The 10,754-nt window shown below is 43.9% G+C and carries 8 protein-coding genes and 1 pseudogene; 2 read left to right on the top strand and 7 right to left on the bottom strand.

Annotated elements, in window-relative coordinates; genetic code table 11:
- The first annotated feature begins 189 nt into the window (after positions 1–189).
- A complete protein-coding gene (locus JUI58_RS11780; protein WP_204103983.1) occupies positions 190–501 on the top strand; it encodes a hypothetical protein in 312 nt (103 codons plus the stop codon).
- Positions 502–736: 235 nt separating this feature from the next.
- Here the strand turns inward: JUI58_RS11780 and JUI58_RS11775 are convergent, their stop codons facing one another.
- Positions 737–904 carry a hypothetical protein gene (locus tag JUI58_RS11775; RefSeq protein WP_204103982.1) on the bottom strand — a complete coding sequence of 56 codons (168 nt, stop codon included), beginning with the start codon at positions 902–904 and terminating at the stop codon, positions 737–739.
- 150 nt (positions 905–1,054) lie between these two features.
- Here JUI58_RS11775 and JUI58_RS11770 point away from each other — a divergent pair, with 150 nt between their 5' ends.
- Positions 1,055–2,284, top strand: coding sequence for an RNA-guided endonuclease TnpB family protein (locus JUI58_RS11770; protein ID WP_204103981.1), 1,230 nt, complete (start codon positions 1,055–1,057; stop codon positions 2,282–2,284).
- A gap of 82 nt (positions 2,285–2,366) precedes the next feature.
- Here JUI58_RS11770 and JUI58_RS11765 read toward each other — a convergent pair whose 3' ends face one another.
- From JUI58_RS11765 to JUI58_RS11740, 6 genes and pseudogenes are all read right to left on the bottom strand, one after another.
- On the bottom strand, positions 2,367–2,828 hold the full coding sequence (locus JUI58_RS11765) for a hypothetical protein (protein ID WP_204103980.1): 462 nt from the start codon (positions 2,826–2,828) through the stop codon (positions 2,367–2,369).
- A gap of 127 nt (positions 2,829–2,955) precedes the next feature.
- Positions 2,956–5,535, bottom strand: a complete 2,580-nt coding sequence (gene cas3, locus JUI58_RS11760; protein ID WP_204103979.1) for a CRISPR-associated helicase Cas3' — start codon at positions 5,533–5,535, stop codon at positions 2,956–2,958.
- A 132-nt stretch (positions 5,536–5,667) separates the two neighbouring features.
- Entirely contained in the window at positions 5,668–7,959 is a 2,292-nt protein-coding gene (locus tag JUI58_RS11755; RefSeq protein WP_204103978.1) for a TIGR03986 family CRISPR-associated RAMP protein, read from the bottom strand.
- Positions 7,960–7,970: 11 nt separating this feature from the next.
- The gene (gene csx19 / locus JUI58_RS11750) at positions 7,971–8,552 is read right to left on the bottom strand and encodes a CRISPR-associated protein Csx19 (RefSeq protein ID WP_204103977.1); all 582 of its coding nucleotides are present in this window, start codon (positions 8,550–8,552) and stop codon (positions 7,971–7,973) included.
- Positions 8,549–10,027 carry an RAMP superfamily CRISPR-associated protein gene (locus tag JUI58_RS11745; RefSeq protein ID WP_204103976.1) on the bottom strand — a complete coding sequence of 493 codons (1,479 nt, stop codon included), beginning with the start codon at positions 10,025–10,027 and terminating at the stop codon, positions 8,549–8,551. The genes csx19 and JUI58_RS11745 overlap by 4 nt, the downstream gene beginning before the upstream one ends.
- A 2-nt stretch (positions 10,028–10,029) precedes the next feature.
- Positions 10,030–10,754, bottom strand: a pseudogene (locus JUI58_RS11740) (hypothetical protein); the annotation flags it as partial.

The following is a 10,754-nucleotide window of genomic DNA, read 5'->3' as shown; positions in this document are numbered from 1 at the left end:
TTTCTCTATTCTACCCCTTTTTATCCCATTTAATTCTATTTTTTTGTTTCTCTAAGCCTTACACAGCAATCTTTTTATCTCTTTTCAGCAAACCCTAGATATTTAAGCGCAGTATTTGATGTTCCTCAGTCAAATTATCAACAAAATGCTGGGAATGGGCTGCGATGGATAGATTTACATTACGCTAAGATGATTGAGGTTACAAATTGGCAATGCAAAAATTGGGAGCAAAGCCCAATTCCTCGACAAGGAGAGCAAGGAATTGTTTGGATTTATTCTGGAAATAATGGCAGTAACTGGTTTGGTCTCTTGACTATTGGCTGCCAAGGAGCATCTAATATACTTGGAGAATTTACAATACAAGGTGGAGAACAAACGAAAGTTTTTTACTATGAAACTTCGCGAAATTATCGTATTCCAACTTTAGCATTGGTAAGCGATCGCGAAAAAGCAGCTTGGCAAAGTATCGTTAATAAAAATCCGTTGCAAACGTCTCCATGATTGTTTGTACGAGGAAAAGAAATGCGATCGCATTAACATTTGAAGATGCCTTGATACTAATGTTACCTTTTCTTGGTGCGCGTTCCCTCTCTTGGTCAGCATTCCCTTGCGTCTTACGCCGACGCGGGGTCTGACCGCTAGGCGAGGAAACCTCGCCGGGGTCGCACCGCTTTTTCACCTCAAAGATGCCTTAATTTTCTTGGGATGCCAGCCGTCTTCACCGGGCTGTAATGAACTACTGCCATGCTTTGTAATCCTCAATCAGCCGATAATTAGGCGAATCTTCCGCAACGCTGACAAACAGCAACGGCGCGGTCATAGTCTCTTCATTGCTCTCGAAGATACCGTTAATTCCCGATACTGGATCGAGCTTGTCGGCAATTGCCATTACTGCTTGCGCCATTACCAAAAAAACTGGGTTTAAAGCCCCGTCCTCTCTTACTTGGTTGAATATGGCGAGGAAACCTCGCCATCCCCCAAGCGCTTTAGCTTCGCTGTGGGCGGCTTTTCAAATATTTAGAGAAGAGCCACAAATTTATGATAAAATAAGACAATGAAAGCTAGATACCGCTATCGAATCTATCCAAAGCAAGAACAAAAAACAGCCTTAGCTCAATTGTTTGGCTGTGTCAGAGTCGTGTGGAATGATGCGTTAGCGTTCTGTATTAAACAGTATCAAAATAAAGGGGAAAAGCCGAAGAATGGAGAATTGCAAAAACAGTTCATCACCCAAGCTAAAAAGACAATTGAGCGAGAATGGTTAGGAGAGGTTTCTAATATTCCTCTACAACAATCTCTGAATGATTTAAACGTAGCTTACTCCAACTTTTTCAAATCTTGCAAAGGCGAACGCAAAGGTAAAAAAGTTAAACCGCCACGATTCAAAAAGCGTAAATCGAGACAATCTGCAAGATTTACTCGTGGTGGTTTTAAGGTCGGTCAGCATAATGTTTATCTCGCTAAAATCGGCAAGGTAAAAATTGTTTGGAGTCGCGAACTCCCCTCAACCCCATCCTCAGTAACGGTTGTCAAAGATAGTGCCGATCGCTACTTTCTGAGTTTCGTTGTAGAAATCATTCCAGAACCATTACCCAAGGTTGAAAAGTCTTGCGGTATTGATTTAGGAATCAGCACTTTTGCGACCTTTAGCAATGGTGAAAAAGTCAAAGCACCTAAGCCGCTAAAGAAAAATCTCAAGCGATTGAGAAAATTGCAGCGTAAACTTTCTAAGAAACAGAAAGGTAGTAAACGTCGTGAAGTAGCACGTAAAAAAGTTGCCAAGTTGCACGCTAGAATCAAAGACACCCGCACGGATTTCTTGCATAAATTATCAACTAAAGCAATCCGAGAAAACCAATCGATTGCGTTAGAAGATTTGAATGTGAGTGGCATGATGAAAAATCGCAAGCTATCCCGTGCAATTAGCGACTTGGGATGGCGTGAATTCCGAACCATGCTGTCTAACAAGGCTGATAAGTACGGTCGTGAATTTAAAGTCATAGACCGATGGGAGCCAACCTCGCAAACCTGCTCGTCATGCAGGCAAAGAGGAGGTAAATTAGACCTATCGATCCGTGAATGGACTTGTCTCTGGTGCGGAGAAACACATGATAGAGATGAGAATGCCGCAATAAACATCGAAGTCGCGGGGGGACATCCTGAGACTATAAACGGACGTGGAGGAACGGGTCAGACTTCCGCTAAGGAAGCACCATCCAGTGAAGCGTCAACCGCCCCTGAATGGATTCAATTGAATTTGTTTGGGGAATCCCCGTCTCTTTAGAGCGGGGAGGATGTCAACGCAAAAACTAACGCGGCAACCCCGGTTTCCCAAAGAATCGGGGGTTTTGTTAATTTCACTGCCATTAAGCCAGATATTTCAAGTACCATGTTTTATAATCTTCGACAAGCTGATAATTCACCGAGCTTTCTGGGACTTCGAGATCGAGGAGGGGAGCGGTGGCGATTTCTCGGGTTGGCGTATGTTCTAGGGCTGCAACGATGCCGAACAATAAATTGTCGTCATCTGCGATCGCAATGAGATGATAAGGTTGCGGCGTAGCATTCTCGTCTTCATCAAAGTCGGCGGTATCGATGGCCGGACAGGGCAATTGCAGAGTAGCTTTGAGATAATCGCGGTAAATGATGAGGCGGTCTTTGCTAACGCGATGGATTTTGCCGCTTTTGTTCGTGCCGATGATTGCGATGATGCGTCGTTGTTGCTCGGTGAATTCGCGTTCAATGAGGGCTGGCTCGGATGCAGCCTTGGATTTGCGAGGGGGGCGTTGTTGCTGTAGGAGCTTGCGGAATTCCTTGGATTTGGCCATGATGCGAAAATGCAATTTTCCCCAGCGTAGCCGAGGGAGCTTTGCGGTGATTGTTTGACCCCTTACGTTTCTTCTTCGGTTCGTACAAATTTCTAGATCTGATGCCATTATATATGATGCGACAACACTACAATCGCCGAACCGCACGAGTATCCGACAAGCGCAAAGATCGTGCCAAAAGACCGTAGAGCAATCGCAAGGGCGAATCGTATAAAGAAAACCCATCGAGAAACATGGGACTCTTAGTACATTCCAACTTCTCGAAAACGGGTGCGGGAATTGATTCGTAAAAAGGCAAGAAACGCATTACCTGCTTCCAACTCCGAGAAATTGCATCGGGTGCGAGAGGATGTAAAACGAGTGGTTCTCGTCCTCGATCTTTCCATCCTCGCGCCCGAGCTGAATGATGGCGGCCGATCGCCAGCAGGAGTGCTTGACACAAAATCGGAATTGCAGCACGGTCGGCATTAAATCGAGATTGCAAAAAAGGGACAAAAGACTGTTGGAGAACGGGCTGCATCAACACCGCACTTTCGACGGCATGATTGGGACGCTTGCATTGCTTGTGAGCCTGATATTGCTTGGGGTCAGCAGGATCGTAGTCGGTATGGGCGAGGAGATGGTGACGCGGATCGTGCTTTTTAAAGCGAGAGCAAGCGATCGATTGCCACTCCCGCATGGCATCTTGCCACGATTGCTGGAGCTTGCCGAGGTCGTGACCGAAGATGGTCAAATAGATGAGAAAATCGAATAGCGCGATTGTGTCAGAGTTCGTCGCGTCGGGAAACCAAAAGCGCTGCAATACCTTGCCTCCCATCGTTCCCAACTCCGATCGCAAGCTCCCCCAGACCGTGCCATTTTCCGAAAACGGTTCTCGCCACGACCGTCCCATCAAGACTAAGTGCGCGATGTAGGTATCCATGTGGTAGACAAAATCCGATCGTCTCGACGAAATGCGGGGTCTGCATTCGGAACGATAACTGCCGCCCCCTTCGAGGTCGAGGCGCAATCCAGCTTCGGCATCGTAGAAAGCATAACGGGAATCGATAACGATATGAACGTGGGAGAGCAATCCCGATCGCGTCCCGAATTTGACAAGATAGGGCGTGCCGTAATCCTCGCGATCGCCCGATAGTTCCACGCCTCGGAAAATATCCTGTGGCGACAGGAATAATTCTTCCGCTTTTCCCCACAATCCGAATAAAGTTCGTTGGGGTATGGAAAATGAACGGTATTTTGCCGGATCGAAGCGAACGGCATCTTCATCAAAGTCGTCGAATAATAAGGGTTCGTCGGGCTGGCAGTATAAAAAGCAGCTATCTCGCTCGCGAATGAGGTCCGGGAGAACGCCGCGATCGCCCCGCAACGCTGCCTCAAACTTCCGCGCAAATTCCCCCGAACCCTGCTGTCGTCGTCGAGCGTTCTGACAATCTTCGTCGCCGTGAACTCGGTCGAGCCATTCAATTTCCCGAAAAAACCCTACGCTTTCCCCGATAGTATCCGAGGAATTGCGTTCGAGGAGAACATCTCGCATGAGTTCGCACGTTGCTGTTCGGTAAGGAGCATGGGGCTGACGGGATTCTTCGAGTTCGAGATCCCCAACTTCGACAGTATCGTAGACGAAAACGCGCCCCGTTTGTCCGGCAAACCGAGCGCAGCGTCCGAATCGCTGTACCAAGGCATTTGCTGGAGCGAGTTGAGCGTGCAAAACCTCGCAACTGATATTCAATCCTACTTCGATGACTTGGGTTGCAATGAGAATGATGCGTTCCTCGTCCTCTGGGAAGCGACCGAATTCTTGCTGCAAGCGTGCTTCTTTGGCAGCGCGATCCTTCGGAAGAAACCGCGAGTGGAGCAAAATCACTTCCACATCTGCCGGAACGAGTTCCCGTAAATCGAGGTAGAGGGCGAGGGCAATGCGGATCTGGTTGCAAATGGCGATCGCCCGATGCCGTCCTTCGCGTTTCATGTCCTGCCATATGGCCTCCGCGCTCATGGGAGCTTGCGCCAGTTCGACGAAACGCGAGCGATTGCCTTCGATTTCAACGAGTTCTGCGGTTGTGACTTCGACCCGCTCGATGGGTGCCCGCGACGCTCGGTAGATTTCCTCCCGTGCTACTTCCGTCAGCGTTGCCGTCATGACCAAAAAGGGGGCGAGGCTGCCGCGTTCTTGCAATAGGAAGAGAATGGTGGCGAAGGCGCGATCGGGATCGAATAAATGCACTTCGTCAAAAACCAAGTACGCTGCCGCGATCGCTCCTGCATTTACGTTTGCCGAACCCCGTCCGACGCTATAAGGCAGGTAAAGGTAGCTGCTCAACAATTGGTCGATGGTACAGAAGACGATATCCCCTTCAAATTTAGGGTCTTCAGGATTTTCTCCGGTTTGTAAGGTAACGAGGGGCTTGCGTTGCTGCGGCGCGTCCTGCCAGTAGCGATCGACCAAGCGATCGACGCGCTGGCGCAGGCTGTTGGCAAGGGTTCGCAGGGGGACGGCATAAACGAGCTTACGGGGAAAGTCACAGTCGTGTTTGAGAGCGATAAGAAAAGGCGCGATCGCGGTTTCGGTTTTCCCCGATCCCGTGGGTGCGCGGAGAATGACGCTGGTTGTGTCAAGGAGATGCGCGATCGTCTTTCGCTGGAAGGGGCGTGGGGTGAATTCGGTGAGGACTTGGAATTGCTGCTCTAGATGGCTTGCGATTTGCATATAAGGTGATTTATATCGTGCGGTGCGAGAATGGGTACAAGAATGAATTTAGGGACAGCAATCCTGTCAAAAGATAGAATCTCTAATCATCTAGCAACTTGTTGTTCTTTATAATTAGTCCTTACCTCAGCATTATCTTGGTTTTGGCCGTTTGGATCTTTGTAGAGCTTTGTTAATGCCTCCTGTTGTATCTGCCATTCCTCCCCAATCGAAAGATTTTTGCTTGTCAGATTTTTTTTTGGGGCGAGTGCTTCCAGTGGGATCTCGAGGCTTGGGTTTAGGTTTAGGCGTTCCTCCCGAACCACCAGAATTGGGATTATTATCATCATTTTGATCGTCCTCCCAACCAATTACTTGTAGGGGAGTAGGTAAAACTGGGCGATTTTTAAAACATTTAAGCTCCATATATTTTATCTCATTTTGAGATGGTATTTTGTCACATCTCAACATTGCTAAGAGCGATTGAATTCTTGGTTCTTGTCTTAAACGATCGCAAGATGGGGAAATTGTATCAAGGACAAATTTCTCGAAAGATCGTATAGACTCAATCTGTTGCACGTCTGTAGATTTTTCTTCTCCTGCTTTCCATTGACTATTTCCAAATAATTGACTATAGCGTTTCGTGCGATCGCTCAGAAATAATTCATAATCAATACTTACAGCACCCATACCTAGAGGTTTACCCATACCAAATGATAAACAATATTGTTCGTCTGGCTTTCCTACATCAAACTGCTTTGATTTTTTGTTGCTAAGACTTAATATCCATAGTATCGCACCAAGTTCAATCTTTGTTAGATTTTCAAAGTGGATATCAAAACTAAACTGAATTGATGAATCGGATGAATCGGATGAACCGATAGGTTTAATAAGACTTGTCTGTGTATCTGACGTAGAGTTTTGAGTATTAAAATTGACAGGTTTATGCCAGTAGAGTTTATGTCCTCGAATAACTGTTTGCCCTCGATCATTTTTTGTGGAAGGTTGACTTAAATAGTGTTTTAAATTTTTACTTTCATGATTTTCTTGTACAAGGTAGTGTTGAAATGTTGTTGGCTTGGGACTTGACAAAAGAATCTCTTGAGGTGTTCTTTCTAAACTATTTTTGATTTTTTCTTGCTGATTTTGCTTAAGCAAACCATCTGTTATGAATATACGTCCAGCACGAGCGTTAGCTCTTTTTTCACCTTCAACATAACCAAAGATAGCCTCTACAATATCTGTTTCTGTGTTTTTGCGTAAATATTCTGGGACAAAATCTAGTGGAGAAAGAGAGTAAGGAAGGCGAAACATCTGCGCCCTACCAAAAAAGTGGATTTTTTCTTGGTCATCTAATAAGAAAAAAACGGGTTCTGAGTCTCTAAGATGACCCTTCTTTTGACGACAGTTAGGAGAGGGGCTATCTTTGGGAAATGCTTCTCCTTGCCACTTAGTGATTTGATCTTCGTCATGAAAGCGATTAATCATTGATTCTGGAACTATATACTCATTTATTTGTTGATCGAGAAAGACAAACTCTAAATGCTTATATTTCATGTCGCCAGTAAGAACTAGCGTGGCTTTAATTAGATCAGGTGAAGGTGTAAAACTAGCCTTATGAACTTTTCGATAGCGCAAGTAAATATCTGGATGTCTAAGTTTGTTTCTATTGTTTCTATTGGTAGTTTGTTTTGGAAAAAAATAATCTCTTTCAGTTGAATCAATGTCAACGTAGATTGTTTGATTTTGATAATTCCAATTTGGTGTTTTATTTGGGCTATGTCCCCGATATATATCATTATTCTGTGGAATAATTCGATTAGATTTCTTTCGATCAATTCGACCAAAACCACATTCTTCGATCACATAAAAACTTCCTTTTTTCTTGAGAAAACCAGCACGAACTTTTGAACGATAGCAAGGTGCTAGTGGATGTGGTGAATGCTGAACTTTTCCAATCTTTTCCACAAAATTTTCCATATAGACTGTCTTGAGTGCGGGATCGCCTAAAGAACGATAAAACAATTTATAATTTGTCACCTGTGTAATCTTACTAAAGCTGACAATTTCAACTAATGTTCGTAACATTCCTCGTAGACTACTGCCGGGAATTACAGGCTTTTCTGAATCAGGATAAGTAAAGAAATTAGCGCGTTTTTTCTTAATTTCATCTGGCAATTCGTTAAATTTGAGTTCAGCATATTGTTTAAAATCATCGGGAGACCAGCCACATCGAGTATAGACAACAGATTGAGTAGTTAAAGTGCATTGAAACTTTCCAGTATAACGAGGAACTGTGACATCTTCACCTTTACTAGGATAGTAGCGATCGCCTGTTGGTAATTCTTCAGCTTTTACTACTGTCTCCGGTAACTCCACAAAATTATAAGGTGCAACAGCTTTGCGATCTTCTGGTACGTGCTTCAAATGTTTTGGAAAAGACATCATTAAAACTCCTAATTTTTAAGATTTTTTGTAGTTAAATCAACAAGACGACTGAGAACAATCCGAGCAACACCATCACTGTCATAATCGATGTAGTGATGAACCATCAATTGAATGGGTCGGGTAAGTCTTTTATCGGCTTCTAAGTCAATATCAGTGAAAGGAACAGCGTGTTTGAGTCCTTGTGAACCATCCCAGAGTAAGGTGAATTTATCTCGCTTCTCTCCATGAGTTCCCCAAAGAATTTGTCCTTCTGGGATTTTGTCTAGATCGGGAATTTCTTGAACCAGACGAGATCGCCAAGTTTCCCCAGATCGCCAAAGTAATATTTCTTTGTCTGAATTGAACATCCGGCATTGTTGGAGCGTGAGAACTTGTAGAGAGGGAAAATCAAAATCCGGTTTGCAGAATATCGTTTCAGCCGTAGTTAGATGATTGTCATCAAAACGACCCCAAATTACACCATCATCAGCATGAACTAACAAATACTTAAACTGATGTTTTTGCTGTTGGCAATCGATCCAGTCTTGCAGATCGCGATCGCTTGCAAAACTCGGATCGGATAAATGTTTGCATATTTCTTCTATTATCATGCTACATTACCTCCTGAAATTGGGTTGACAAGTGCTTGAACGAAGGCTTCTAACTCCTCTGCATCGCTAACCTGAAGTTGTCCATCTGTTTCAGAAATCGTCCATTCTGTTGTTTTGTCGGGCTTGTAGCGGGAAAGTGTTACCTTAATACCTTTTAATCGACCGCGACCGATACTACTTTGACCCCCTATAGGGAGATCGCCTGTCCATAAATCTTTGAGCAACAGCAAAAGTAAACCAATTTCAGAATTGCTAGGTTTTCGTACCTCAAGATTAATTGTTAGACTTGTCTTATCATTGCCCCAAATTGGTTGTTCGTCAAACAATGCTCCATGATATGCACCGCCAGTAAAGCGATCGATCGCTATTCTGGTTTGCACCAAATCCTCCGCTTCTTTAATTTCAGCTTCATGTACAGTAATACGGCTTGCTTTAGCCGTCTTTTGGTTTTCATCAACATCACCAAATAAATTATTGAGAATCGTTAAATTTGAGTTATTTGAGCCTCGCAATGTATTAAGAATACGTTCGGCACGATGACGTAAAACGCCTGCTAAACTTGTACCAGAAATCACGGGAATGTCTTCTCCATTGCGATTGGATTTGAGATGAACGACATCCGGTGCGCGTCCTACTGATGCTTGACCCGAGCGAATGAGTAAAGAACCTTCTAGCTTAAAAATAGCTTCAAGAGTCAAGCGATCGCGTTTATCCTGAATGTCATCTAAGGAAACACCCAAAGCCTGAATAATTGACGTTTGTTGGTCAGGTGTTTCTGGTAAAAAGCCTCGAGTCCAATGGTCAAATTCTAACCATTTACGACACTGAACGAGATCGGTTAAATCAAAGTTAAAAACTTGCCATTCTTTGACCTGACAAGAACCAAAACCTCGCTGTTTTTTCATTCCTAAGCTGATTTCGCTTTTTTCTAAGCCAGACAGCGCGATCGCTAATCCTTTTAGTAAATCATTTGCATTTGCTTGTTTATCGATTAACAACTCAAATTGAATGGGAAACTCTGTACCAGCAGCCAGCAACTCTAGATCGTATTTTGCTTTATCATCAGCCGTACCAGTTTTACTGTTAATTCTCACTCCATCTCGTAGCTCTAATATAGGGATTGCGCTACTGATAGAATCATAAATAATCAAAGGACTTTGATCGCCATCATCATCCTGACGAGTTGCACCAAAAAGAGTAGCTGCAAGATCATTTTTAGATTCCTGTGTTCCATAGCTATGCTCGTACTCTCGCAGATAATTCCGCAATGCACCTGCAATTGATGCACCTGTTAAAAGAGCCTTTTGAGAAATACTATCTCGGAGTAGTGGCATATCTGTAGGGCTATCAGCATCACCACTTCCCAAACAGGTTGGGGATTTCAATACCAGCAATCCCCGCACGATAATGCGACGTATAATTTCCCGTTGTTTTCGCTTTATGCGTTGATTAGATGAAGGCTTCATCTGAGTCATTTTTACTTCTCCTTGGTTGCTCGTTTTGCAACCGCTATAATTAGTTTTAATGTGTACTCTTTAGCTAATAAATCAGTAACGTTAACTTCAATTTCTTGACTGAGTTTTACTGCTGAAATTTGCTCAAACCGCTCCAACCAATGATGAGGATCTGTGATTATTTCTTGAAGCCAATCATACAAAGATTTCTGTTTAAATTTTGTTGTCCGAAATTGTGCTAATGCTGTTTTCGTAAGATTGTCAGGATGTAGTAAGTCATTGACAGGCTTCAAACTTACAGGCTCGGAATTCAAGCCTCTACGAGCAATGAGCATTAACCTAGAGAGTTGACTATTGGAAATTGGGAACTTACCATTGGGATTACGCTGAAGCTCACTCTCATCAACCTTCTTTTTAAGCTCTAGTTCTAATCTTTGGCGTAAAAGTCGCTTTGCCATACATCTAGCGAGAGGTTGAACTGTAGAACTGATAGAAGGTTGTTGCACTCCAATAAAGAATTTTGGAAGTTTAGCAGAAAATATGTCTTTTTGATGCCAATTAATAGCGATACGTCCAAAACCTTCATTGCGGCGATCGCCAATGCCCTGCCCTTGCAATTGTTGAATTTGTTCTTCAGTGAGTTCGGTATCCTTAAACACAACAACGGTACCAGCAGCAAGAGCAGGAACTTGGGGTAAAGGTAAGCCCCACTTGCGATTAAATCCGCCAATTAGAGTGCTGCTACTAA

This window comes from Spirulina sp. CCY15215 (genome assembly GCF_016888125.1).
Lineage (GTDB): Bacteria > Cyanobacteriota > Cyanobacteriia > Cyanobacteriales > Spirulinaceae > CCY15215.
Note: the sequence above shows the minus strand (reverse complement) of the source record. Positions and strands in the feature narration are given on the sequence as shown.

Excerpts from the sequence above, each read along its gene's own strand:
- JUI58_RS11745 (WP_204103976.1), bottom strand. The coding sequence starts at position 10,027 with ATGACTCAGATGAAGCCTTCATCTAATCAACGCATAAAGCGAAAACAA.
- JUI58_RS11755 (WP_204103978.1), bottom strand. The coding sequence starts at position 7,959 with ATGTCTTTTCCAAAACATTTGAAGCACGTACCAGAAGATCGCAAAGCT.
- JUI58_RS11775 (WP_204103982.1), bottom strand. The coding sequence starts at position 904 with ATGGCGCAAGCAGTAATGGCAATTGCCGACAAGCTCGATCCAGTATCG.
- JUI58_RS11765 (WP_204103980.1), bottom strand. The coding sequence starts at position 2,828 with ATGGCCAAATCCAAGGAATTCCGCAAGCTCCTACAGCAACAACGCCCC.
- cas3 (WP_204103979.1), bottom strand. The coding sequence starts at position 5,535 with ATGCAAATCGCAAGCCATCTAGAGCAGCAATTCCAAGTCCTCACCGAA.
- csx19 (WP_204103977.1), bottom strand. The coding sequence starts at position 8,552 with ATGATAATAGAAGAAATATGCAAACATTTATCCGATCCGAGTTTTGCA.
- JUI58_RS11770 (WP_204103981.1), top strand. The coding sequence starts at position 1,055 with ATGAAAGCTAGATACCGCTATCGAATCTATCCAAAGCAAGAACAAAAA.
- JUI58_RS11780 (WP_204103983.1), top strand. The coding sequence starts at position 190 with ATGATTGAGGTTACAAATTGGCAATGCAAAAATTGGGAGCAAAGCCCA.